Here is a 22,867-nt window from a genome sequence, read left to right as displayed (position 1 = left end):
GAACTCGGGTGTTCACTCCACGGGTCAGGACGGGGAATCCGCCACGACGGATGCCTCGACTGGCAAGCCGATCGGCAAGGTCGCCGACATCGGTCGCGATATCGGGCAGTACATCCGGCAGCAGCGGGAAAACGCGAAAATCTCGTTGCGTCAGCTTTCCAAATTGGCTGGTGTGTCGAACCCATACCTGAGTCAAATTGAAAGAGGTTCACGTAAACCCAGCGCGGAGATCTTGCAGCAGATCGCGAAGGGGCTGCGCATCTCCGCAGAGGCGCTGTACGTACAGGCGGGAATCTTGGATGTGCCAACCGGAGGCCCGGTAGCCGACGCCATCAGGGCGGATACCGAGCTCTCCGAGCGTCAAAAGCAGGTTCTGCTCGATGTCTACGAGTCGTTCCGCAGGGAAAACGCTGCGGAATCGTCCCAGGAACCGTCCACAGTGGAGGGAAGCGATGACGCTCCCGCCGCTACGGACCGCCACAACGCACAGTAAGTCCACCGCTGCCTCAGCCCAACAGGGGCTGCAGCCAATGAGGAGTGATCTTCGATGACCCGTCCCACTAAGGAAGACGCCAACAAGGTGCGCGAGCAGCTGAACACCGCGATCGAGCAGGTGCGCACCCCGCTGTTCGCCGCGCTCGGCGCTGGCAACCTGGCGAGCCAGGCCGTCGCCGACGCCGTGAGCAAGGCCAAGGATGTCGACGTCGAGGCCCTGCGCGAGCGCGCGAGGAAGAACTTCGACGAAGCCAAGCAGAGCTTCGACGAGCTTCCCAGGGACGTCGAGGGCGTCCGGGAGAACGTTCGCGAGCGGCTCGACCCTGCCGAGTTCCGCAAGCTGGTCGACGAGTACACCGAGTCCGCGCGGAAGCTGTACGACAGGCTCGCCGAGTCCGGCGAGGAGGCCTGGGACCACCTGCTGGAGCAGCCGCAGGTCCGCCGGGCGATCGAGCAGCTTCAGGAGGCCATCGACAACGCCGAGAAGCGCGTCGAGGAGACCACCGGTGACGTGCGGGGCCGGTTCGACGAGATCGTCGGCCGCGTGACCAACCGGACCAAGTCCACCGCCGACTCCGCGGCGAAGACCGCGAAGCAGGCTTCGGCCACCGCCGCCGATGAGACCGTCGAGGCCACGAAGAAGGCCAGCGAGACGGCCAAGAAGGCCACCACCACGGCGGCGAGCAGCGGCTCGACTACGACGGCCAAGGCGAGCACCAGCACGGCCAAGAAGACGACCGCGAAGAAGGCGCCTGCCAAGAAGACCACCAACAACACCAAGTGACGGTCTGACCGGTTTGTCCGCCGCAGTCAGCGGGACGCGGCACCATGTAGGCCCCGGCTTCTCATCGGGAAGCCGGGGCCTTGTGCTGTCCGGCGTGCCGCGGTTGTGAGTTCACTTGTCGATCGCCGTAGGCTGGTCTCGTGGCACCGCTCTCGCTTCAGATTCTGTGGTTGATACAAGTGGCCGGTGTGCCGGTCGGCATCTACGCCTTCGCGCACGCCGTGACGCAGCGCGCCGACGCCTACACGGCGGCGGACCGCATGACCAAGCCCGCCTGGCTGGGCATCACCGGCGGCGGCACCGCCGCGATGATCCTGTTCGGTGCGTTCGGCGGCGGTGGCCCTGGTCTGCTGTTCTGGATCGCGGGCCTCGTCGCGGTCTTGGTCTACATCGTCGACGTACGGCCGAAGCTGATCGAAGTGCAGCGCGGCCACAACTGGTAGGCGCCATGCGTAGCTGGAACATCGCCGGAACTCTTGACGTCGTCCCCGCCGCGGAGCGGCCCGATCTACTCGCCGAGCCGGTGGCGAAGGCGCTGCGCGAACTCGGCGCGGACACCGAGGCCGGGGTCGTCGAGATCGATCCCGAGGTCGCTGACACCGAGCAGTTCTGCGAGACCTACGGCTCGCCGCTGGACGCGTCGGCCAACTGCGTCGTCGTGGCAGGCAAGCGTGGGGGCGAGGTGCGCTATGCGGCCGCCATGGTGCTCGCCACCACCCGCGCCGACGTCAACAACGTGATCCGCCGCCGGCTCGACGTCCGGAAGGCATCCTTCGCGCCCATGGCGGACGCCGTGGCGCAGACAGCCATGGCCTACGGCGGCATCACGCCGATCGGGCTGCCCGACGACTGGCCGGTGCTTCTCGACACCGCCGTCGCTGAGGCGCCCGAGGTGGTTATCGGCAGTGGCACCCGCAACGGCAAGCTGCTGGTCACCGGGGAGCTGCTGGCATCGCTGCCCGCCGCCGAGGTGATCGACGGCCTTGCCAAGCCGATCATCTAGCGCATCGGCAGGCTGCCCCGCCCGGTAGCGGCGGTTCAGGCCGCGCCTAGAACACCACGGTGCGACCCGCGTGCACCAGCACGCGGTTCTCGAGGTGCCAGCGCAGCCCCCGCGCGAGCACGACCTTCTCGATGTCGCGGCCCTTGCGGACCATGTCAGGGATGGAATCGCCGTGGTCCACCCGGATGACGTCCTGCTCGATGATCGGGCCAGCGTCCAGCTCGGCCGTGACGTAGTGACAGGTCGCGCCGACCAGCTTGACCCCGCGCACGTGCGCCTGGTGGTACGGCTTCGCGCCGACAAACGATGGCAGGAAGCTGTGGTGGATGTTGATCGCGCGGCCCGTCCAGGCGTGGCACAGGTGCTCAGGCAGGATCTGCATGAATCGGGCGAGCACGATCGCGTGCGGGTCGGCGGCGTCGGTGATCTCCGCAACCCGTGCGAACGCCTCGGCCTTGCTCGCGGCGTCGGTGCCGAACGGCACGTGGTGGAACGGGATGCCGTGCGCGCGCGTGACGTCGGCGAGCACGTCGTGGTTGCCGATCACCGCGCTCACGTCGACGTCTAGTTCGCCCGCCGCGACCCTGCCGAGCAGGTCGTAGAGGCAGTGGCCCTCCTTGGACACCAGCACGACGACGCGGCGCCGGGTCCCGGTGTCGTCGATGCGCCAGTGCAGTCCGCCCGCGCCGCCTTCGACGTCTTCGTCCGCGCCCAGCGACTCGGCCACCGGTCCGAAGCGTTCCCGCAGCTCATCGACGTCGTAGGGCAGCGAGTCCGCCCGCACCTCCTGACGGGTGAAGAACCAGCCGGTGTCCGGGTCGGTGTGGTACGCGGCCTCGACGATCCAGCCGCCCTCCTCGGCGATGAACCCGGCGATCCGCGCCACGATGCCGGTGCGGTCCGGGCAGCCGAAGGTGATGACGTAGCGACGCTCCGACGGATGCACGTCAGCCGTCCTTGTCCAGCGTCTCCGCGACATGCCGCGACTCGCGGTCAAGCAACTGCCCGACGTGCTCCGCGATGGTGCGCTCGATCTTGCCGCCGATCAGCGGGACGCTGACCTTCACTTCGCCGGTGATCCGTAGTGCGGTACCGCTGCCCCGCGGTGTCAGCTCGGAACGCGCGGTGATGGAACCAGGCACGCCGGTGACGTTCGCCGTCGCCGTCCCTTTCGCGGTCTCATCGCTGACCTGCCACTGCTGCTCTCGCTCGACGTGCAGGTCACCGGAGTGCACCCCGCGCACCACGCTCGGCAGTTTCTCGCCGGGGATGCCCTGGCGCATCCGGTAACTGATCGTGCTCGCCGACTTCTCGTGCGCGAGCAGTTCGGCGTCCTTGCCGCCGATGTCGGCAAGCCGCTTCCGCAGGGCGCTCTCGCTGGTGAACGCGGCCAGCACCTGCTCGAACGGATACGGGAACTCGGTGCTGTGCTCGATCCGGGATGCCATGGGGCGCACATTACCCGGTGTCGCTTGGGGCGCCGGAAGCTGTGAATGCCAGACTTCGAGTCATGAACAGCCCTGCGACCTCCCACGGCGCTCGGCTCGGCGAGTACACCACGCTGCGGCTCGGCGGCCCCGCGACCAGGATGATCGCCGCCACCACCGAGGACGACCTTGCCGCCGCCGTCGCGAAGTGTGATGCGGCTGGCGAGCCGGTGTTGCTGCTCGGCGGCGGGTCGAACCTGGTGATCGCCGACGCCGGATTCGACGGCACCGTGGTGCACGTGGCGACCGACGGCGAGCGCGTCGAGCCGCTGGACGCCGACCGGGTATCGGTCGAGGTCGCCGCGGGAGAGGACTGGGATTCGTTCGTCGCCCGCAGCATCGACGCGGGGCTGTCCGGGCTGGAGTCGCTGTCCGGTATCCCCGGCAAGGTCGGCGCCACGCCGATCCAGAACGTCGGTGCGTATGGCTGGGAGGTCAGCGAGTTCCTGCGCTGGGTGCGGATCTACGACCGGACGTCCGGCGAGGTGGCCACGCTGGACGTCGACGAGCTTGGGCTGGCCTACCGGACGAGCCGGTTCAAGGGCACCGACGATGCCGTTGTGCTCAGCGTGTGCTTCGCGCTGTACGCCGATAGCGATGGCCAACCGGTCCGCTACGCCGAGCTGGCGCGCACGCTCGGCGTCGAGCAGGGCACACGGGTGCCCGCCGCTGCCGTGCGCGAGGCCGTACTCGGGTTGCGGCGTGGCAAGGGCATGGTGCTCGACGAGCACGACAAGGACACCTGGAGCGCCGGGTCGTTCTTCACCAACCCGATCATCGCCGAGGCGGACCTGCCCGGCGTGCTGGCACGGATCGCGGACGTCGTCGGCGATGACGTCGCAGTGCCGCGGTTTCCGGCGCGGGACGGGGTGAAGCTGCCCGCCGCGTGGCTGATCGAGCGTGCCGGCTTCGGCAAGGGCCATGCGGGTCCTGGCGGACGGGTGGCCCTGTCCAGCAAGCACACGCTGGCGCTGACCAACCGAGGCGATGCCAGCACGGACGACCTGCTCGCGCTGGCTCGCGAGGTCCGCGACGGCGTCGCGGAGCGCTTCGGCGTCACCCTGCATCCCGAGCCGCTGCTCATCGGCTGCGCGCTGTAGGGCCTACGCCGTCCGGAATCTCGCGATCTTGATGCTCTCTGGCGATACGGATCGCCAAAGAGCATCAAGATCGCGCGCCGGATGTCCGCCGTACGCTCGTCCGTCGTGCTGAATCAGTCGCGTGCCCCCGCGGCCCGACTAAGAGTGACGAATCGACCATTTTCGGCGTCCCACACCGTCGGTGCACCGTGGCAAAGTTGGAGGGGTAGGCACGAGAAAGGGGCCGTTGGTGATCGGAAGGCGGGCGGTGTTGCGTACCGCCGCGGTGGCGGGAAGCGGTGTCGCCGTGGGGAGCGCTGCCGCGTGCACCGGTGACGAGGGGGACAGCGGTGGCGCGCAACCAGCGCCGAAGCCTGTCGCGGCCATCAGCACCACGCCCGCGGACGGCGCTACCGACGTCGGCGTCAAGGACGAGATCGTCGTCCGCGTCGAGCAGGGCACGCTGCGGGACGTCACCCTCACCAATCCGGACGGGGAGCAGGTCGAGGGCGCCTTCGCCGAGGACAAGCGCAGTTGGCGCGTCGAGGAGCCGCTCGGGTTCGGCACGAAGTACAGCTACACCGCGCGAGCCATCGGGACCGACGAGAAGGAAGTCGAGGTCACCGGCAGCTTCACCACCCTGACTCCCGCGAGTGCGGTCAGGGCCACCATCAATCCGATCGATGACGCCACGGTCGGCGTCGCGATGCCGATCAGCGTGCGGTTCGACGAGCCGGTCACCGACAAGGCCGCCGCCGAGCGGGCGCTGAGCGTCACGTCGACGCCCGAGGTCGAGGGCTCCTGGGCGTGGCTGCATGACCGGCAGGCCGACTGGCGGCCCCGCGAGTACTGGCCGGAGGGCACCAAGGTCAAAGCCGCCGCGATGCTGTATGGCGTGCACTACGGCGGCGGCGCGTACGGCCGCGCAGACCTGACAACGGAATTCAGCATCGGGCGCAACCAGGTCGTCAAGATCCACACGCCGGACCACGAGATGCGCGTCTACCGCGACGGTGAGCTGTACGCGACGTACCCGTCGAGCAACGGCAAGGACAAGAACCCGGACCTCAACACGCCCAACGGCACCATGATCGTGATGGCGAAGCACAAGAAGGCGCGCTTCGACAACGCCCGCTACGGCTACACCAACGTCTGGAAGAAGTGGGCCGTGCGGTTCTCCAACCACGGCGAGTTCATCCACGAAAACGACGACAACCGCGCCAACATCGGCAAGAAGAACACCTCGCACGGTTGCGTGAACCTCGTGAACGACGACGCCAAGGAGTACTACCAGACCGCGATGATCGGCGACCCCGTCGAGGTCACCGGTGCGAAGAAGGACATGCCAACGACGTCAGACGTCAATGACTGGCTGTTCGACTGGGAGACCTGGAAGTCCATGTCGGCGCTCTAGCCGCCAATGGCGACGACGGTCACACCGCTCGCCCCGTCACAACGCTGTGACCTAGTCTTTCGCGAGAGATATACGGCGCAGGGAAGATCACGGCCGCCGCCCGCGTTAAGGCCCGAAGGCAGTCAAGTCAGTCAGCGAGGAGTAGACGGGGATGACCGCAGCGCGCGGGACGGTGCATGCTGGAGCGCTATTCGGAGCGAGGGGCGGCACCGTGCCGATCCCCGGCGCGGTCGCGGGAACCGTCGGCAGGGTGCCGCGCAGGGTCGCGGTGATGTCGGTGCACACCTCGCCGCTGGAGCAGCCGGGCACCGGCGACGCGGGCGGCATGAACGTCTATATCGCGGAGACGGCCCGCGAGATGGCCCGCAGGGGAATCGAGGTCGAGGTCTTCACCCGGGCGACGTCGTCCGACCAGCCGCCGATCGCGGAACTCGCGCCGGGCGTGCTTGTCCGGCACGTCCCAGCTGGACCGTTCGAGCCGCTTGGCCGCCATGAGCTGCCCGCGCAGATGTGTGCGTTCACCGCTGGTGTTCTACGCGCGGAGGCGTTCCACCCGCCCGGCTACTACGACCTCGTGCATTCGCACTACTGGGTGTCTGGTCAGGTCGGCTGGCTGGCGTCCGGACGCTGGAACGTGCCGCTGGTCCACACCGCGCACACGCTCGCCAAGGTCAAGAACGCCGCGCTCGCCGACGGCGACACCCCGGAACCACGCACCCGTGTATTCGGCGAGCAGCAGGTCGTCGATGAGGCCGACCGGCTCGTCGCCAACACCGACGTCGAGGCGCGCCAACTCGTCGAGCTGTACGGCGCGGTGCCTGGCACGGTGCGTGCCGTCTCACCCGGCGTTGACCTGCGCTCCTTCACGCCTGGGTCGACGTCGGCCGCGCGCGACCGGCTCGGCATTCCGCAGGACGCCGTCGTGCTCGCGTTCGCCGGGCGCATCCAGCCGCTCAAGGCGCCGGACGTCTTGCTGCGTGCCGCCGCCGAGCTGGTCCGCCGCGACCCGGAGCTGGCGCGACGGCTGGTCGTCCTCGTCGTCGGTGGGCCGTCCGGGACCGGACTCGAGCAGCCGGAAGGGCTGAAGGAGCTGGCCGACCAGCTCGGCATCGCCGCGAACACCCGGTTCCTGCCGCCACAACCGGCGTCCGAGCTCGCGCGGATGTTTCGCGCCGCTGACGTGGTAGCCGTACCCAGTTACAACGAATCGTTCGGACTCGTCGCGCTTGAGGCGCAGGCGTGCGGAACGCCGGTTGTCGCCGCCGAGGTCGGCGGGCTGCCGACTGCCGTCGCGCACCGGATATCCGGGCTGCTCGTGCCATCACACCGGGCGGACGACTGGGCGAACGCCCTCGCTGCGGTCGCCTGCGATACCGGATACCGTGCCGAGCTGTCGGCAGGTGCCGTTGACCACGCGCGGGGTTTCTCCTGGCGGCGCACGACCGACGCGCTGCTGGCGGTCTACGCCTCGGCGGTGACCGAGTACGAGCACGCGATGCGGACATCGCAGGAGGCGTCATGAGCGACCGAGTGCGCACGGTTGTCGAGGACACGCTCGCCAACCTGGAGCTGACGTACAAAGAACACGGCCCCGGCCGGTACTTCGTCACGCTGCCGGGTGAGAAGAAGCTGCAGACCAACTGCTGGCTGATCGAGGGCGACAACTCGTTCGCCGTCGAAGCGTTCGTGTGCCGCCGCCCCGACGAGGCGCACGAGGAGGTCTACCGCTACCTGCTGCGGCGCAACACCACGCTGTACGGCGTGCACTATGCGATCGACAAGATCGGGGACATCTACCTCGTCGGCCGGATCGCGCTCGAATCGGTCACCGAGGCCGAGCTGGACAAGCTGCTCGGCCAGGTGCTGGAAGCGGCCGACGGCGATTTCAACATCCTCCTGGAGATCGGCTTCGCGTCGTCGATCAAGCGTGAGTGGGACTGGCGGGTCTCGCGCGGCGAGTCGCTGGCGAATCTCCAGGCGTTCAAGCACCTCATCGAGCCGTCGAACGGCGAGCATCGTCCCGTGAGCGATTCGTGACCTGACGGCTGCAACGCCCTGTTGCTGTCTGCTCGTCCTGCTCAGTAACGAGACGCCGAACGGACGAAGGTGACGACATGGGCAGGGCGATCAAAGCGGGACGCACGCGCATCGGCATAGCGCTGGCCGTTGGCATGCTGGCGGTGCTGGTGGCCGGGTGTTCAGGCGGCGCGGACGGGTCGCGCGCGGTATCGACGCAGTCGGGCGACGGTGCTGGCGGGATGACCGAGGAATCCGCCAACGGTGCGGCGCGGGAACCTGCTGGCGAGGCCGCGGACCGGTCGTCCGGGGCCGCCAAGGCGCAGTCCGACGGCAGCGCGCAAGGGGTGTCCACAACGCAGCTCGCGGACCGCAAGCTGGCCCGTTCCGCGCGCATGTCGCTGCGCACCGACGACGTCGATACCGCAGCGACCGAGGCGCGCCGGATCGCGAGCGATGCTGGTGGTTACGTCGCGTCGGAACGCTCGCGGGAGAAGCGGGCGACGCTCACGCTCACCGTGCCGAGCGAGGAGATGGACGCCGTGCTGGACAAGCTCGCTGACCTCGGCGAACGCACGGAACGGCAGATCGACGTCGAAGACCTGACGGACCAGATCATTGACGTCGACAGCAGGGTGACCTCGCAGCGCGAGAGCGTGCGCCGGGTGCGGGACCTGCTTGATCAGGCGGAATCCATTTCGGACCTGGTCGCGATCGAACGCGAGCTGGCGGAGCGGGAGGCCGAGCTGGAGTCGCTGCTCGCGCGGCAGGACTCGCTGCGCGGCAAGGTCGCCATGGCGCCGATCTCGCTCACGCTGCGCGAGAAATCCGTGGCGAACGACGAGGACGACGACGGATTCCTCGGCGGGCTCGCATCCGGCTGGGCCGCGTTCACCGCGCTGCTCGGCGGGACGGCGGTCGTACTCGGCGCCGCGCTGCCGTTCGTCGTCCTGGCTGGTGTACTGGCCGGGATCGCGCTGCTGCTGTGGCGGTGGCGTAAGCATGCGATGGGATCGGCAGCGGGGGCGGCCCCGACGAATGCCGCGGCGCCGGGCTCGGAGGCGTAGCCGCCTGCTCGACGGTAGTCATGCCGGAGTCGGCGCGATAGCTGAGTGGTGAGATAACAACGCGGGGCGGCCCGAGGGAGGGGGAGTCGCGAAGACTCGGGCCGCCCCGCGTGGTACTCCGCCTCGCAAGCCCCGCGGACGAGGGGAGGCCAGCGGGGCCGCTGCAGGCGGACGCAGCTCGGCAGGGGGAGACGAGCTGCTTCTCCCGCCCAGAGCCGGGGAGTGCGTGGAGACCGGTCGGGCGGTTGGATGACAACTTGTCAGATGTGACAAGTGGCCACAACCACCGGCACTACTCTTTTCGAGTGTATTCCCTTGAAATCCTCCACCCAGTGCAATCACTACTGGCGAGTTGGGTGGCCCGATACCGCCGAATTGTGGGCTGCGTCCCTCTATGGCGTGGTCAACTTCACACCAGGGGTAGGTGGATGTCGTGAGTTCCACACCGCGGAGTGGTCGCCTTGACTGCCTCGCATAGCCTTCTTGCCATGGGCGAGAAGTCAACGCTGGTGCTCCTGCGGCATGGCCAGAGCACCTGGAACGCGGAGAACCTGTTCACGGGCTGGGTCGATGTCCCGCTCTCGGCGCAGGGGGAGGACGAGGCGCGGCGCGGCGGCGAACTGCTCGCCGAGACCGGCATGCTGCCCGATGTCGTGCATACGTCGTTGCTGCGCAGGGCCATCTCCACCGCCAACATCGCGCTCGACGTGGCCGACCGGCACTGGATCGACGTCCGCCGCGACTGGCGGCTCAACGAACGCCACTACGGCGCGTTGCAGGGCAAGAACAAGAAGCAGACCCTGGACGAATACGGCGAGGACCAGTTCATGCTCTGGCGTCGGTCGTACGACACCCCGCCGCCGCCGATCGAGAAGGGCAGCGAGTTCAGCCAGGACGCCGATGTCCGCTACGCCGGGCTCGGCGCGGAGATGCCGCTGACCGAGTGCCTCGCGGATGTCGTCGCGCGGCTGCTGCCGTACTGGGAGTCGGCGATCGTGCCCGACCTGCGCTCCGGCAAGACGGTGCTGGTCGCCGCGCACGGCAACTCGCTGCGCGCGCTCGTCAAGCATCTTGACGGGATCTCGGATGCCGACATCGCGGGACTCAACATCCCGACGGGGATCCCGCTGCGCTACGACCTGGACGCGAACCTCGCGCCGCTCAACCCGGGTGGCACGTACCTCGACCCTGACGCCGCCGCCGATGCGGCCGCGGCCGTCGCGGCGCAGGGCCGGTAGCGGCGCTGCCGGCGTGATCTTGAGGCGTTGTGGTCGTCATAGCGACCACAACGCCTACAGGCTCTGTCGCTTACCCGAACTGCACCGAGCGCTTCGCCAAGCCGTACCAATAGCCGTCGATGACGCTGTGTGCCGCCGGGGCCTCCTCGGCCGCGCCCAGCGACACGAACAGCGGCGCGAAGTGCTCGGTGCGCGGGTGCGCTATCCGCGCGGCAGGGGCGGTGTTGCCGAAGTCAAGCAGGGCGTCGATGTCACCGCCTGCCAGCGCCTCGGCACCCCAGTGGTCGAACTCCGATGACCACGCGGCTGGCGCGATGTCGCTCGGCCCGCCCAGGTTGATCTGGCGCAGGTTATGCGTGAAGAACCCGCTGCCGACGATCAGCACGCCTTCGTCCCGCAGTGGCGCGAGCCGCGCGCCGATGCGGTGCAACTCGGCTGGGTCGAGGGTGGGCATGGAGATCTGCAGCACCGGGACGTCGGCGTCCGGATACATCTCGACCAGCGGGACGTACGCGCCGTGGTCCAGCCCGCGCTCCGGCTCGTCGTGGGTGGTGCCGAGAAGCTGGCGCACCCGCTCAGCAAGCCGCGGCGCGCCGGGCGCGGGGTAGGTGACCGTGTAGTAGCGCTCGGGGAATCCCCAGAAGTCGTAGACGAGCGGTTTCTGCTCGGTCGCGCCGATGGTCACCGGCGCGTTCTCCCAGTGAGCGGACACCATGAGGATCGCACGCGGCCGGGGCAGCTCCGCGGACCAGCGGGCGAGCTGATCCGTCCACAGCGCGTCGTCGGCTAGCGGCGGTGCGCCGTGGCTGAGGTAGATCACCGGCATCCGTTCCGTCACGACTGTGCCAACGGCGCCACGCGCGGGGGTATTCCTTCACCCACCAGAGTGAGGACGACAGGTAAACGACGACTGTCCAGGCAGCGAACATCGACGTCTCAGGTGTCATCACCGTCACGGATACGCGGCGAACACTAGGCCAATGGGCCACCAGCATGCTTACGATTCGCACGTGACCGAGTCCGCAACGCTCGCACTGGCCGTCACCGTCGCGCTGCTCGCCGGCGTCCTGATCGGCTTCGGCATCGCGCGTGGCAGGCGCCGTGCCGCCGCGAGCAGGCCGGCAGGCCCCACTGTCGCCGAGCTGCTGCTGCGGCTGGTGCGGACGTCGCACAGCGGCGTCGCCGTCGTCAACCAGTTCGGCGACACGGTTCTCCACAACCCCCGCGCGGTGGAGCTCGGCCTGGTCCGCCACGGACGGGTGGACGCGCGGGCGCGGGTGGCCGCCGAACAGGCCGTGGAGACCGAGGAACGCGTGGAGATCGACCTCTCACCGCTCGGCGGCGCGCGTGGCAGGCAGCCGGAGGCGGTGCTCGGCGAGGCGATTTCGCTTGGCGATGGCTACACCGTCATCGAGGCCGTCGACCACTCCGAGGCGGTCCGGCTGGAAGCCACCCGGCGGGACTTCGTCGCCAACGTCAGCCATGAGCTCAAGACACCAGTCGGCGCGATGGCGCTGCTCGCGGAGGCCGTGCTTGACGCGGCGGAGGACACCGACGAGGTGCGCCGCTTCGCGCAGCGAATCCTGACCGAGTCCACCCGGCTCGGCACGCTGGTCACCGAGCTGATCGAGCTGTCCCGGCTCCAGGGAGCTGAGCCGCTGCCGGACATGAACGTCGTCGAGGTGGACGCCGTCGTGTCAGAAGCGCTCAGCAGGGTCGAGTTCACCGCGGATGCCGAGGACCGCACCATCACCACAGACGCCGAGAGTGGCCTGCTGGTCAAGGGCGACAAGACGTTGCTGGTCACCGCACTGTCCAACCTGCTAACCAACGCCGTCGCGTACTCCCCGGCAGGCACTCCGGTGTCGATCTCACGGCGGCTGGTCGACGGCATGGTCGAGATCGCCGTCACCGACAGGGGCATCGGCATCGCCGAGGACGAGCAGCAGCGGGTGTTCGAGCGGTTTTACCGCGTCGACAAGGCCCGCTCGCGTGCGACAGGGGGCACGGGGCTCGGGCTCGCGATCGTCAAGCACGTCGCCGCCAACCACGGTGGCGAAGTGCGGCTGTGGAGCATGCCAGGCACCGGCTCCACGTTCACGCTGTGCATACCCGCACACGACGGCTCGGGTCAGCGACAGGGGGCCGAGTCGGATACGCGTGGGCAACAACGCCCGCGCGGGCGCTCGGCGGCGGAGACACGCAAGGCACACGGCCTCGTCGTGACGAGCGAGCCAACCAACCACGGAGGGATGTTGTGACCAGGGTTCTCATCGTCGAAGACGAGGAGTCGTTCGCCGACCCGCTGACGTTCTTGCTGCGCAAGGAGGGGTTCACGGCGACAGTGGCCACCACGGGCCAGGAGGCACTCGACGACTTCGACCGCAATGGCGCCGACATCGTGCTGCTCGACCTGATGTTGCCGGGCATGAGCGGCACCGACGTGTGCAAGCAACTGCGGGCGCGCGCCGCCGTCCCGGTGATCATGGTGACGGCTCGGGACAGCGAGATCGACAAGGTCGTCGGCCTGGAACTCGGCGCCGACGACTACGTCACCAAGCCGTACTCCGCGCGGGAGTTGATCGCGCGGATCAGGGCGGTGCTGCGGCGCGGGGCCGATGGCGGTGGCGGTGAGGCCGACGGCGTGCCCGCCGTGCTCGCCGCTGGCCCGGTGCGGATGGACATCGAACGTCACGTGGTGACCGTCGGCGGCGACGAGGTCTCGCTGCCGCTGAAGGAGTTCGACCTGCTGGAGTACCTGCTGCGAAACGCGGGCCGCGTGCTCACAAGGGCGCAGCTGATCGACCGGGTCTGGGGCGCGGACTACGTCGGCGACACCAAGACCCTCGACGTCCACGTGAAGCGGCTGCGCGCCAAAATCGAGCCCGACCCCGGCTCGCCGCGCTACCTGGTCACCGTGCGCGGCCTCGGTTATAAGTTCGAGTCCGGTGTCTGATGCGTTGATATTGACGTATTCTTCGCGTTCGGCGCGGCGAAAGCGTCGTTCGCCACACTCAGCGCGGGACGGCGGCATTCACCAGAGATGATCGCCAGCGCATCCACCCAGCGCAGCCAGGGTGTAGTTCACCGCACCCTGCCGGACGTCGGGCAGATCACAGTGCGCTCAGGACGGGTGCGCAGGGTAACGTGACTGGGTGTGCGCCTAGGAGTACTTGACGTCGGGTCGAACACGACCCACCTGCTTGTGGTCGACGCGCACCGTGGCGCCCACCCGACCCCCATGCACTCGGAGAAGACCGTGCTCCGGCTCTCCGAGCGCATCACGAAGTCGGGGGAGCTGAGCAAGGACGGTGCCGACGACCTGGTGCGGGCTGTCGACGATGCCAAGAAAGCAGCGGGCAAGCTCGGTTGCGAGGAGATGCTGGCCTTCGCGACGTCAGCGGTGCGGGAAGCAACCAACTCCGGCAAGATGCTGCGCAGGGTGGCCAAGGAGACCGGCGTCGACCTGCGAGTGCTGTCCGGCGCCGACGAGGCGAAGCTCACCTTCCTGGCCGCGCGCCGCTGGTTCGGCTGGTCGGCGGGAATGCTCCTGGTACTCGATATCGGCGGTGGCTCGCTCGAGGTCGCGATGGGCATCGACGAGGCCCCTGACTTCGCCGCGTCGCTGCCGCTCGGCGCTGGCACGATCACCCGCACGATGTTCAGCAACGACCCGCCGTCGCGCTCCGAGTTGATCGACACATCGGCGTGGCTGGAGAAGGAGCTGTCCGGGCTGCACAAGCAGGTCGCCAAGCATGGCGAGCCTGATCACGTCGTCGCTACGTCCAAGACGTTCCGCTCGTTGGCCAGGTTGACGGGGGCCGCCCCGTCGTCGGCGGGGCCGAGGGTGCGTAGGGTGCTGACAGACGTCGGGCTGCGGCAGCTGATCGCCTTCATCTCCCGGATGACGGCGGCCGACATCGCCGAGTTGGAGGGAGTCAGCAGCAGCCGATCGCACCAGTTGGTCGGGGGAGCCCTCGTCGCACAGGCGACGATGGCGGAGCTGGGACTGCCGGAACTGGAAATGTGCCCGTGGGCGTTGCGGGAAGGTGTCATCCTTCGAAGGCTGGACCACGCCAACGGTGAGGATCAGACTGAACTCACAACGCAACCAGCCAGCTCGAAGCAGTGAGGCTGGTCAGCAACACTGTTGAATGTCGGAATCGGCACTAGGCACGGTGGAAGGGATGTCGCGAGAACGCGGTGATCAGCCGACTCGGCGCACGGTCGCGGAGTTGCTCGAACAACACGGTGCGAAGCCTGCCAACTCGCCGCGCAGGCATCGTCGTCGTGCCGCGCAGGACGACGGTGAGGACGAGCTCACCACCACGGCCCCGCAGGCCATCATCGACCGCATCAACAGCGAGCAGCCGGACGCCGACTCGGCCCCGACCCGTCGCAACGGCGGTCCGCACAGTCACGCCTCGCCGGATGAACCTCCCGCGCCACCGCACGCGGCCCAGCCGAGGGCCCCGCAGCCGCCACCGGTGCGGCCAGCGCCCCAGCAAGCCCCGCAGCCGCCGCAACAGCCACCTCAGCCACCCGCTAGCGGCTACAACCGCACGGTGCCTCCGCCAAGCTCGCCGTCGTGGCCAGCCATGGCACAGCCGAAGCAGGAGCAACCGCCGGAGCCACCGCAACCACCTCAGCAGCAGCCGCCGCAACAGCAGCAGAGTCTCGGCGCGCGGCTGGGTGGCTTCGCCGCGTCGCGGCAGCGGCCGCCGGTCGAGGATGCCACCGACCAGATGCCCGCCGTCGACGCGCCGGTGGAGGACGCCTACGGCTACGAGGATTTCCAGGAGGACTACCAGGGCGGTTATCCCGTCTACCAGGACTTCCAGGACGATTACGAGTACGACGAGTACGACGAGGACTACCAGGGCTACCCGCCCGGCTACCCCGGCGCCGCCGAGCATGATGACCCCTACGGCTTCGTCGAGGACTACGAGGACGACTACCCGGCCGACTACCCACTCGGCTACCAGAGGGATGTCGACGGCCCGCCCATCCCCGGTGATCCCGATGGACGCGCCCCGACGGGAGTGATCGCCTCCGTCGGTCCGCCGGACGCGAAGGCCGATGTCGAGCGGTTCGACGCCGACGACGAACCTGAGACGCACGGCAAGGAGTGGCTGGCGGTCGCCGCGCAGCTCACCCTCGGCGTCGTCGGCGGTGCTGGCGTGTGGCTGCTGTTCAACTGGTTGTGGATGCAGATCCCCGCCGCCGCGCTTGTCGCGGCGCTGGCCGTCGTCGTTGGCCTGGTGTGGATCGTGCGCAAGATCCGCAAGGCGGAGGACATGCAGACGACGGTGCTCGCCGTGCTGGTTGGCGTCGTGGTCACGGTGTCACCCGCCGCGCTGCTCTTGCTTGATAAATGAGTGGGACGTAGGTACTTGAACGAAACACCGTGGGGAACGATCAAGCGCGTTCCGGTTGGGTTGTCCACGGCGTCGGTGTGGCCGCTGCGCGCCAACGCGGGGTTCGAGCTGGCTGCTGAGCTTGGCTACGACGGCGTCGAGGTCATGGTGTGGGCCGACTCGATCAGCCAGGACGTCTCGGCGTTGAAGTGGCTGTCGGAGAAGACCGGCGTCCCTGTGCTGTCGGTGCACTCGCCGTCCCTGCTCATTACGCAGCGGATCTGGTCGCCTGACCCCGAGGTGCGGCTGCGCAGGACCGTCGACGCCGCGCTCGAACTTGGTGCGCGCACCGTCGTCGTCCACCCGCCGTTCCGGTGGCAGCGCCGCTATGCCGACGCCTTCCCCGACCTGGTCGCCGAGCTGGAGGAGGCCAGCGGCGTCGAGGTGGCCGTGGAGAACATGTTCAAGGTGAAGCCGCCGGTGGGCGACCGAAACCGCAGGGTATCGGCGTTCCGGCCATCGATCGACCCCACCGACGTCGGCTACGCGCACTACACCCTTGACCTGTCGCACACCGCCGCAGCCGGGATGGACGCCTTCGATCTCGCGGATCGGATGGGGCCGAATCTGACGCACCTGCACCTCGCTGACGGCACGGGACTGCCGAAGGACGAGCACCTCGTGCCAGGCAAGGGCACCCAGCCGTGCGCGGAGATCCTGGAGAAGCTGGTCGCGCAGGATTTCGACGGCCAGGTCGTGCTCGAGGTCAACACCCGCAGCGCGCGGAACTCGGCTGACCGCGCGCGGTTGCTTGCCGAGTCGCTGCTGTTCGCGCGGTTGCACCTCGGCCAGTAACTGACCGCGCTCCGGTGTGGCTGGCCGGGCCGCGACGCGCGCTGGGCCGGTGACTCGCCGGTACGTCCAGCGACTCTTGAGCGGCGACATACCGGGTGATCGTCGTATCGTGCTCACCGTGAACCCGCTGCGTTCGATCATTCTCGCTGCCGCAGGTAGCGACGCTGTCCGAAAGATGATCACGACGGCGCCGGGCACGCGCGCCATGGTCGACCGGTTCGTCGCTGGTGAGAGCGTGGACGACGCGATCAACGCCGTCGCCGCACTCGCCGAGACCGGACGGTACGCGACGTTGGACTACCTGGGCGAGGACACTCACGACGCGGCGCAGGCTGAGCGCATCGTGCAGGCGTATCTGACCGTGCTGGACCGGCTGCACGACGCGGGGCTCGCCGCCTTCGCTGAGGTGAGCGTGAAGCTGTCCGCGCTGGGGCAGCGGGTCAGCCAGCGGCTCGCCGTCGACAATGCCTTCCGGATCTGTGCGGCGGCCGAACAATGCGGCACCACGGTCACCGTGGACATGGAGGACCACACCACCACGGACGACACGCTGGACGCGGTGGCCGAGCTGCGCAAGCCCTGGCCCGACGTCGGCGCGGTGCTCCAGTCGTACCTGCTCCGCACCGAGGACGACGTCGCCGCGCTTGCCGTGCCAGGCTCGCGGGTGCGATTAGTCAAAGGTGCGTACGCCGAGCCGCACAATGTGGCTTTTTCCCACAGTCACGACGTCGATCTCGCTTTCGTCCGGTGTGCCAACGCGTTGTTCGCCGGGGGAGCGTACGCGATGTTCGGTACGCACGATCCTCGGCTGATCGAGCTGGTCAGGGACAGGGCAGCGGCGCACGGCGTGCCGCGCGACGGCTACGAATTCCAGCTACTTTACGGGGTCCGTCCGGACGAACAGGTACGACTTTCTGACGCGGGACAGAACGTGCGGGTCTATGTGCCGTACGGCGAACAGTGGTATGGGTATCTGATGCGCAGGCTCGCCGAACGCCCAGCAAACACGACATTCTTCCTGCGGTCGGTGGTGACCCGTTCATGATCGCGCTCCATCCGGGAGTGATTTTGTGAAGGCAGTGGCCGAACAGGCGGTGCCGTTCGGCGCCGCGAGTGTGCCGCGCTCGCTGGGCGACGGCACGTTCACGACGACCCTGCGGCCGGAGTGGTCGGTCGGCGGCCACCCGCACGCCGGTTTCCTCGTCGCGCTGATGGCACGCGCGGCGGTCACTGTGGTGTCCGAGCACGCCGAACTGGCATCCGACCCGATCTCGATCAGCGTCGAGTTCCTGCGCGCGGCCAGTCTCGGGCCCGCGCTGCTGCGGACCGACGTCCGCAAGGCAGGCGGTCAGCTGACGGTGGTCGGGGTGCGGCTTGAACAGCGCGGCCGCTGTTGCGTCGAAGCGACCGTGATGATCAGCAGGCTGCCTTGGCAGCGATCGGTGTGGTCCGAGCTGCCGGTGATGCCCGCGGAACCCCCGAGCAACGCCATCGCGCTGAGCAAGACGCAGTCCGGCGATGGCGCCCGGCTGACGGAGGGTTGTGAGGTCAGGCTGGACGCCAGTACCGCGCTGTTCCTCGCCGGTCGGCGGCCGCCCGTCACGGCGGGCAACGCGAAGGTGCCCCGACTGCGGCTGCGGTTGTGGGTGCGGCCGAAGTCCGGGCCGACCGACGTCTACTTCGCGCTGCTCGCTGGGGATGTCAGCCCGCCGGTGCCGTCCAATCTCGGCCACGGCGGGTTCGCGCCGCCGGTGCAGTTGACGGCGCTGGTCCGCGCGCGTCCCGCGCCGGGGTGGCTCCGGGTGCACGTCGATTCCCGCGCGGTGAGCCGCCCGTGGTTCGACTCCGACGCGACGGTGATCGACGCCGCGGGGCAGTTGGTGTGCCAGATGCGCCAGCTGGCGGTGACTCCGGGGCGTTAAGGGACGCGGACGCCACTCTGGCCCTGGAGAACCGGCGCGACGGCGCCCACACGTGCCGCCGGACACCCACCCGCCCTCCTGACCAGCCTCGCCGTTCGGCGTCTGGCACGCTTAGCCCATGGCTGCGTTCGACAAGTCCGACAACCTCGCCACGTCCGGCACCGCGCACGACGACCAGGTCAAGCCCGTGATCGCTGTACTCGGGGCTGGCAAGATCGGCGAGGCGTTGATGTCCGGCCTGCTGCACGGCGGGCACACCGCCGATGAGCTGCTGTTCACCGAGCGACACCCGGAACGCTCCGCCGAGCTGACCGACGCCTATGGCATCCGGAGCGTCGAGATCGAGGAGGCGGCCGAGCGCGCCGACGTCTTGGTCGTCGCCGTCAAACCGCAGGATATCGAGCCGCTGCTGGAGAAGCTCCGGCCGCTGATGACGCCGGGCAAGCTGGTTGTGACGCTGTGCGCTGGCCTGTCGACGACGTTGTTCGAGAACCGGCTCGGTGACGTCCCGGTGGTGCGGGTCATGCCGAACACACCGATGGTCGTCGGTGAGGCGATGAGCGCGATCTCCGCCGGCGCGTACGCGACACCGGACCACATGGCGACGGTCGAGAAGATGCTGTCCTGCGTGGGGCAGGTCGTTGAGCTGCCGGAGTCGCAGCTCAACGCGGTGACGGCGCTGTCGGGCTCCGGCCCGGCGTACTTCTTCTACCTGGTCGAAGCCATGATCGACGCGGGCATCTTGCTTGGGCTGCCGCGCGCTATCGCGGAGAAGCTGATCATCCAGTCGGCGGTCGGCTCGGCCAAGATGCTCTCGGACTCCGACACGCACCCGGTCATCCTGCGCGAAGCCGTGACGTCCCCAGCGGGCACCACGATCAACGCCATCCGTGAGCTGGAGAAACACGGCGTCCGGGCGGCGTTGCTCGCCGCGATCGAGGCCGCGAGGGACCGCGCGGTGGAACTCGGCAAGGCGCACGAGTAAGCCGCGCCCCAGGGTCGCGAGGCTCCCGCCCGACATCCGAATCGGGCGGGTCAGCTCGTTGGAGACGGTGCCTAATACCACATCAAGTGGTACCCGAGCGGTAGCGAAACGCCCACGATCGTTGCAACTTGAGTGCGAACTTGGCTTCACGCGTCGCTATTGCCACACCCGTCCCGTTAGGCTCGGACATACGCACGTGTACGTGTCCGTACCACCCGGTGGGGAAGCCCGGTGGCGCGACACGTGCCGGATGATCAAGGGCACGGTGAACCATGCCGCACAACTCCGATAACCTGCCCGCCGCCGGGCAGGTCCAGTTCCTCACGGTGGCCGAGGTGGCCTCGCTGATGCGGGTGTCGAAGATGACCGTCTACCGGCTCGTTCACTCGGGCGAGCTGCCAGCCCTGCGGGTCGGCAAGTCGTTCCGGGTGCCGGAGAAAGCCGTGCACGACTACCTGGAGAGCGCCTACTTCGACGTCGGCTGAAAGACCGCCGCGTCCGGTGTAGCCATACCCGCTGCTCGCCGGGCGATGAACTGCGGGTAATCTGGCACGCCGCTGGTCGGCCACGTGATATCCGTCGGCCTAGTTCCGCAACCGTAGCCGCAGTGTTAGGAGCACCCGTGGGCTCTGTGATCAAGAAGCGTCGTAAGCGCATGTCGAAGAAGAAGCACCGCAAACTGTTGCGGAGGACGCGCGTCCAGCGGCGTAAGCAGGGCAAGTAACCCACATTCCCCGCGCCTGAGCGCGGGCAGACTTCCACCACCCGCCGGAGCGTCCACATTGTGGACGCTCTGCGGCCATCCGGGTGGTCTCCGTGGCGAGATTCCCGCTCGCGGGTTAACAGCTTGTTAGCGACCTCCGATAACGGCTATGTACGCGGTAGGATCACGACTGCGTCAAGTGCCAGGACCCCGCATCGGTGACGCGACCCGCGATCTTCAATCTCGCTTGTAAGGGAGACCCATGCCGTCGAATATCGTGCTGGTTACCGGGGTCTCGGGGGAACTCGGTGGCAAGTTACTCGCACGGCTTGGCAACAATCCGGATTTCGAGCGGGTCATCGGCGTCGACACCAGCCCGCCCCCGAAACGGATCATCGCGCGCATGGGCAATGCGGAGTTCGTCAGGGCGGACATTCGCAACCCGTTGATCGCCAAGATCATCAGCGCCGCGAAGGTCGACACGGTGGTGCACGCCTCGACGACAGCGCACCCGCCTGGGCCGGCTCGCCGCACGCCGGTCAAGGAGATGAACGTCATCGGCACCATGCGGCTGCTCGCCGCGTGCCAGCGTTCGCCGTTGGTGCGCAAGCTCGTGGTGAAGTCGACGGCTGCCGTCTATGGCGCGAGCGCCCGCTCGCCAGCGGTGTTCACTGAGGACTCGCCGCTGATGGCGGTGTCGCCGAAAGGTTTCGCCTCCGACGCCGTCGAGATGGAGGGTTATGTCCGCGGCCTGCAACGTCGCAGGCCGGACATTACGGTTACGGTCGCGCGGTTCACCAGCATGATCGGCCCCGAGGTCGACACGGTGACCACGCGCTACTTCGCGATGCCCGTCGTGCCGACCGTGCTCGGCTACGACGCGCGCATGCAATTGGTGCATTCCAGCGACGCATTGAGCGTCCTTGAACTAGCGACGGTGCGCGAGAAGCCCGGCGTGTTCAACGTCGGCGGCGATGGCGTGCTCGCGCTGTCGCAGGCCGTCCGGCTGGCAGGCAGGGCAGAGTTGCCGCTGCCAATGCCGGCGTTGCCGTCGGTGAGCAGGCTGCTTCGCGGCGCCAACTTGGTCGACTTCTCCCGTGATCAACTCAAGCTGCTCAATTTCGGCAGGGTCGTTGACACGAACTTGCTGAAGCGGGAGTTCGGCTACGCGCCTCGTTGGTCGACCCGCGAGGCGTTCGAGGACTATGTCCAGGGCAGGGCGTTGCGTCCTGTCATTGACGGCCGCTCGTTGTCGGCACTGCTGCGCAAGGTCGCGCTGCCCTCGACGAACGAGCACGTCCCATCACAGTGATCGCAACCGATCTCAACAAGCTCGGAGAAACCCGTCATGGTTGACAGGAACCCAGTCAGCGGATCAGGGCCTACTAGCGCGACGTCGGTGAGGGACGCGCGCGACGAGGCTCAGGATGGCCAGTCCGCCCAGGTCATCCCGCTGCGCTCGGCGGAACGGGGTGGTAGCCAGCGCAGGAGACACGCTGCTGAGGCCGTCGAGCAGTACGGGGGTGCCGCCGTAGTCAACCTGCCCGGTTCGGCCGATGTCCCCGGCCAGCGTGTCCGCGTCGAGCCGACATTGCCTGGGCACGAAGCAGGTGCCGATGAGGCGGTGCCCGAAGCCGTCGCCAAGGCTCTCGACTTCGTGCGCGGGCGGCTGACGGGCGAGTACGACATCGACGAGTTCGGCTTCGACCCCGAGCTGACCGAGACAATGCTGCTGCCCGCGTTGCGGATGCTGTACGACAAGTGGTTCCGGGTCGAGGTCCACGGCGCGGAGAACCTGCCGATCGGTGGCGGCGGACTGGTGGTGTGCAACCACTCCGGCACCATCCCGCTCGACGCGCTGATGACGATGGTCGCGGTCCACGACAACCACCCGAAGCAGCGCCACCTGCGGTTGCTCGGTGCCGACCTGTTGTTCCGGCTGCCGTTCGTAGGCATGCTCGCGCGCAAGACAGGGCACACGCTGGCCTGCCACCCCGACGCGGAGCGACTGCTGCGTGGCGGTGAGCTGGTCGGGGTGTTCCCCGAGGGCTATAAGGGCATCGGCAAGCCGTTCAGCGCGCGGTACAAGCTGCAGCGGTTCGGTCGGGGCGGGTTCATCTCCGCCGCGCTGCGCACCGGGGTGCCGATCATCCCGTGCGCGATCGTTGGCGCTGAGGAGATCTACCCGAAGCTGGGCGACATCAAGCCGCTCGCGCGGCTGCTCGGGCTGCCGTACTTCCCGGTGACGCCGTTCTTCCCGCTCCTTGGCCCGCTCGGTGCCGTGCCGCTGCCGACGAAGTGGCACATCGAGTTCGGCGAGCCGGTCCGTACCGACCTCGAAGACGGTGACGCCTGGGACGACCCGATGCGCGTGTTGTCGCTGACCGACCGGGTGCGCGAGTCCATGCAGCAGTTGTTGTACGAACGCCTCGCGCAGCGCGGTGGCGTGTTCGGGAATTGAC

At 68.2% G+C, this 22,867-nt stretch carries 25 protein-coding genes; 22 read left to right on the top strand and 3 right to left on the bottom strand.

Features of this window, described 5'->3' with window-relative positions; genetic code table 11:
* The first annotated feature begins 70 nt into the window (after positions 1 to 70).
* From AMYHA_RS01535 to AMYHA_RS01520, 4 genes are all read left to right on the top strand, one after another.
* Positions 71 to 493 carry a helix-turn-helix domain-containing protein gene (locus AMYHA_RS01535; RefSeq protein WP_034275364.1) on the top strand — a complete coding sequence of 141 codons (423 nt, stop codon included), beginning with the start codon at positions 71 to 73 and terminating at the stop codon, positions 491 to 493.
* 54 nt (positions 494 to 547) lie between these two features.
* On the top strand, positions 548 to 1,279 hold the full coding sequence (locus AMYHA_RS01530) for a DNA recombination RmuC family protein (protein ID WP_034267219.1): 732 nt from the start codon (positions 548 to 550) through the stop codon (positions 1,277 to 1,279).
* Positions 1,280 to 1,419: 140 nt separating this feature from the next.
* Positions 1,420 to 1,722 carry a DUF2516 family protein gene (locus tag AMYHA_RS01525; protein WP_034267216.1) on the top strand — a complete coding sequence of 101 codons (303 nt, stop codon included), beginning with the start codon at positions 1,420 to 1,422 and terminating at the stop codon, positions 1,720 to 1,722.
* A 5-nt stretch (positions 1,723 to 1,727) separates the two neighbouring features.
* The gene (locus tag AMYHA_RS01520; RefSeq protein ID WP_034267213.1) at positions 1,728 to 2,282 is read left to right on the top strand and encodes a YbaK/EbsC family protein; all 555 of its coding nucleotides are present in this window, start codon (positions 1,728 to 1,730) and stop codon (positions 2,280 to 2,282) included.
* A 46-nt stretch (positions 2,283 to 2,328) separates the two neighbouring features.
* Here AMYHA_RS01520 and purU read toward each other — a convergent pair whose 3' ends face one another.
* Both purU and AMYHA_RS01510 read right to left on the bottom strand, forming a co-directional pair.
* Complete coding sequence (purU, locus tag AMYHA_RS01515; protein WP_051399417.1) at positions 2,329 to 3,261, bottom strand: formyltetrahydrofolate deformylase; 933 nt, start codon at positions 3,259 to 3,261, stop codon at positions 2,329 to 2,331.
* On the bottom strand, positions 3,230 to 3,730 hold the full coding sequence (locus AMYHA_RS01510) for a DUF2505 domain-containing protein (RefSeq protein WP_034267207.1): 501 nt from the start codon (positions 3,728 to 3,730) through the stop codon (positions 3,230 to 3,232). Before AMYHA_RS01510 ends, purU begins: the two co-directional genes overlap by 32 nt.
* Positions 3,731 to 3,792: 62 nt before the next feature.
* Here AMYHA_RS01510 and AMYHA_RS01505 point away from each other — a divergent pair, with 62 nt between their 5' ends.
* From AMYHA_RS01505 to AMYHA_RS01480, 6 genes are all read left to right on the top strand, one after another.
* A complete protein-coding gene (locus tag AMYHA_RS01505) occupies positions 3,793 to 4,869 on the top strand; it encodes a UDP-N-acetylmuramate dehydrogenase (protein ID WP_034267204.1) in 1,077 nt (358 codons plus the stop codon).
* A 229-nt stretch (positions 4,870 to 5,098) separates the two neighbouring features.
* Positions 5,099 to 6,262 carry a L,D-transpeptidase gene (locus tag AMYHA_RS01500; RefSeq protein WP_034267201.1) on the top strand — a complete coding sequence of 388 codons (1,164 nt, stop codon included), beginning with the start codon at positions 5,099 to 5,101 and terminating at the stop codon, positions 6,260 to 6,262.
* Positions 6,263 to 6,533: 271 nt separating this feature from the next.
* Positions 6,534 to 7,784 carry a D-inositol-3-phosphate glycosyltransferase gene (gene mshA / locus AMYHA_RS01495; protein WP_051400301.1) on the top strand — a complete coding sequence of 417 codons (1,251 nt, stop codon included), beginning with the start codon at positions 6,534 to 6,536 and terminating at the stop codon, positions 7,782 to 7,784.
* A complete protein-coding gene (locus tag AMYHA_RS01490; protein WP_034267198.1) occupies positions 7,781 to 8,299 on the top strand; it encodes a type III secretion system chaperone family protein in 519 nt (172 codons plus the stop codon). The genes mshA and AMYHA_RS01490 overlap by 4 nt, the downstream gene beginning before the upstream one ends.
* Positions 8,300 to 8,376: 77 nt before the next feature.
* Positions 8,377 to 9,345, top strand: a complete 969-nt coding sequence (locus AMYHA_RS01485; RefSeq protein ID WP_051399416.1) for a DUF4349 domain-containing protein — start codon at positions 8,377 to 8,379, stop codon at positions 9,343 to 9,345.
* A gap of 488 nt (positions 9,346 to 9,833) precedes the next feature.
* Positions 9,834 to 10,583, top strand: a complete 750-nt coding sequence (locus AMYHA_RS01480) for a phosphoglyceromutase (RefSeq protein ID WP_034267196.1) — start codon at positions 9,834 to 9,836, stop codon at positions 10,581 to 10,583.
* A gap of 70 nt (positions 10,584 to 10,653) precedes the next feature.
* Here AMYHA_RS01480 and AMYHA_RS01475 read toward each other — a convergent pair whose 3' ends face one another.
* Positions 10,654 to 11,409: a dioxygenase family protein gene (locus AMYHA_RS01475; RefSeq protein ID WP_157361700.1), complete on the bottom strand. Its 756-nt coding sequence runs from the start codon at positions 11,407 to 11,409 to the stop codon at positions 10,654 to 10,656.
* A gap of 184 nt (positions 11,410 to 11,593) precedes the next feature.
* Between AMYHA_RS01475 and AMYHA_RS01470 the strand changes: the two genes are divergently transcribed.
* The 12 genes from AMYHA_RS01470 (at position 11,594) to AMYHA_RS01420 (ending at position 22,866) form a co-directional block, all read left to right on the top strand.
* The gene (locus tag AMYHA_RS01470; protein WP_330758961.1) at positions 11,594 to 12,844 is read left to right on the top strand and encodes a sensor histidine kinase; all 1,251 of its coding nucleotides are present in this window, start codon (positions 11,594 to 11,596) and stop codon (positions 12,842 to 12,844) included.
* On the top strand, positions 12,841 to 13,539 hold the full coding sequence (locus AMYHA_RS01465; RefSeq protein WP_034267190.1) for a response regulator transcription factor: 699 nt from the start codon (positions 12,841 to 12,843) through the stop codon (positions 13,537 to 13,539). The genes AMYHA_RS01470 and AMYHA_RS01465 overlap by 4 nt, the downstream gene beginning before the upstream one ends.
* A 201-nt stretch (positions 13,540 to 13,740) precedes the next feature.
* Positions 13,741 to 14,715, top strand: a complete 975-nt coding sequence (locus tag AMYHA_RS01460) for a Ppx/GppA phosphatase family protein (RefSeq protein WP_034267188.1) — start codon at positions 13,741 to 13,743, stop codon at positions 14,713 to 14,715.
* Between the two features lie 55 nt (positions 14,716 to 14,770).
* A complete protein-coding gene (locus AMYHA_RS01455; RefSeq protein ID WP_157361698.1) occupies positions 14,771 to 15,961 on the top strand; it encodes a hypothetical protein in 1,191 nt (396 codons plus the stop codon).
* Between the two features lie 60 nt (positions 15,962 to 16,021).
* The gene (locus AMYHA_RS01450) at positions 16,022 to 16,795 is read left to right on the top strand and encodes a sugar phosphate isomerase/epimerase family protein (protein WP_034275356.1); all 774 of its coding nucleotides are present in this window, start codon (positions 16,022 to 16,024) and stop codon (positions 16,793 to 16,795) included.
* A 118-nt stretch (positions 16,796 to 16,913) separates the two neighbouring features.
* The gene (locus AMYHA_RS01445) at positions 16,914 to 17,840 is read left to right on the top strand and encodes a proline dehydrogenase family protein (RefSeq protein WP_034275355.1); all 927 of its coding nucleotides are present in this window, start codon (positions 16,914 to 16,916) and stop codon (positions 17,838 to 17,840) included.
* 25 nt (positions 17,841 to 17,865) lie between these two features.
* Entirely contained in the window at positions 17,866 to 18,717 is an 852-nt protein-coding gene (locus AMYHA_RS01440; RefSeq protein WP_034267185.1) for a thioesterase family protein, read from the top strand.
* Between the two features lie 118 nt (positions 18,718 to 18,835).
* On the top strand, positions 18,836 to 19,702 hold the full coding sequence (gene proC, locus AMYHA_RS01435) for a pyrroline-5-carboxylate reductase (protein ID WP_084036690.1): 867 nt from the start codon (positions 18,836 to 18,838) through the stop codon (positions 19,700 to 19,702).
* A gap of 272 nt (positions 19,703 to 19,974) precedes the next feature.
* Positions 19,975 to 20,187 (top strand): helix-turn-helix domain-containing protein, encoded by a 213-nt coding sequence (locus AMYHA_RS01430; protein WP_034267182.1) that lies wholly within the window; start codon positions 19,975 to 19,977, stop codon positions 20,185 to 20,187.
* A 137-nt stretch (positions 20,188 to 20,324) separates the two neighbouring features.
* Positions 20,325 to 20,426, top strand: a complete 102-nt coding sequence (locus AMYHA_RS26155) for a 30S ribosomal protein bS22 (RefSeq protein ID WP_005453035.1) — start codon at positions 20,325 to 20,327, stop codon at positions 20,424 to 20,426.
* Positions 20,427 to 20,667: 241 nt separating this feature from the next.
* Complete coding sequence (locus AMYHA_RS01425; RefSeq protein ID WP_034267179.1) at positions 20,668 to 21,717, top strand: NAD-dependent epimerase/dehydratase family protein; 1,050 nt, start codon at positions 20,668 to 20,670, stop codon at positions 21,715 to 21,717.
* A gap of 87 nt (positions 21,718 to 21,804) precedes the next feature.
* Positions 21,805 to 22,866 (top strand): lysophospholipid acyltransferase family protein, encoded by a 1,062-nt coding sequence (locus AMYHA_RS01420; RefSeq protein WP_034267176.1) that lies wholly within the window; start codon positions 21,805 to 21,807, stop codon positions 22,864 to 22,866.
* Position 22,867: the final 1 nt, after the last annotated feature.

This window comes from Haloechinothrix halophila YIM 93223, assembly GCF_000504245.1.
Taxonomy (GTDB): domain Bacteria; phylum Actinomycetota; class Actinomycetes; order Mycobacteriales; family Pseudonocardiaceae; genus Haloechinothrix_A; species Haloechinothrix_A halophila.
Note: the sequence above shows the minus strand (reverse complement) of the source record. Positions and strands in the feature narration are given on the sequence as shown.

What these genes read in the sequence shown, in the direction of transcription:
- AMYHA_RS01530 (WP_034267219.1), top strand. Translation starts at nt 548, where the DNA reads ATGACCCGTCCCACTAAGGAAGACGCCAACAAGGTGCGCGAGCAGCTG.
- AMYHA_RS01520 (WP_034267213.1), top strand. Translation starts at nt 1,728, where the DNA reads ATGCGTAGCTGGAACATCGCCGGAACTCTTGACGTCGTCCCCGCCGCG.
- purU (WP_051399417.1), bottom strand. Translation starts at nt 3,261, where the DNA reads ATGTCGCGGAGACGCTGGACAAGGACGGCTGACGTGCATCCGTCGGAG.
- AMYHA_RS01510 (WP_034267207.1), bottom strand. Translation starts at nt 3,730, where the DNA reads ATGGCATCCCGGATCGAGCACAGCACCGAGTTCCCGTATCCGTTCGAG.
- AMYHA_RS01505 (WP_034267204.1), top strand. Translation starts at nt 3,793, where the DNA reads ATGAACAGCCCTGCGACCTCCCACGGCGCTCGGCTCGGCGAGTACACC.
- mshA (WP_051400301.1), top strand. Translation starts at nt 6,534, where the DNA reads ATGTCGGTGCACACCTCGCCGCTGGAGCAGCCGGGCACCGGCGACGCG.
- AMYHA_RS01490 (WP_034267198.1), top strand. Translation starts at nt 7,781, where the DNA reads ATGAGCGACCGAGTGCGCACGGTTGTCGAGGACACGCTCGCCAACCTG.
- AMYHA_RS01485 (WP_051399416.1), top strand. Translation starts at nt 8,377, where the DNA reads ATGGGCAGGGCGATCAAAGCGGGACGCACGCGCATCGGCATAGCGCTG.
- AMYHA_RS01480 (WP_034267196.1), top strand. Translation starts at nt 9,834, where the DNA reads ATGGGCGAGAAGTCAACGCTGGTGCTCCTGCGGCATGGCCAGAGCACC.
- AMYHA_RS01475 (WP_157361700.1), bottom strand. Translation starts at nt 11,409, where the DNA reads ATGCCGGTGATCTACCTCAGCCACGGCGCACCGCCGCTAGCCGACGAC.
- AMYHA_RS01455 (WP_157361698.1), top strand. Translation starts at nt 14,771, where the DNA reads ATGTCGCGAGAACGCGGTGATCAGCCGACTCGGCGCACGGTCGCGGAG.
- proC (WP_084036690.1), top strand. Translation starts at nt 18,836, where the DNA reads ATGGCTGCGTTCGACAAGTCCGACAACCTCGCCACGTCCGGCACCGCG.
- AMYHA_RS01430 (WP_034267182.1), top strand. Translation starts at nt 19,975, where the DNA reads ATGCCGCACAACTCCGATAACCTGCCCGCCGCCGGGCAGGTCCAGTTC.
- AMYHA_RS01425 (WP_034267179.1), top strand. Translation starts at nt 20,668, where the DNA reads ATGCCGTCGAATATCGTGCTGGTTACCGGGGTCTCGGGGGAACTCGGT.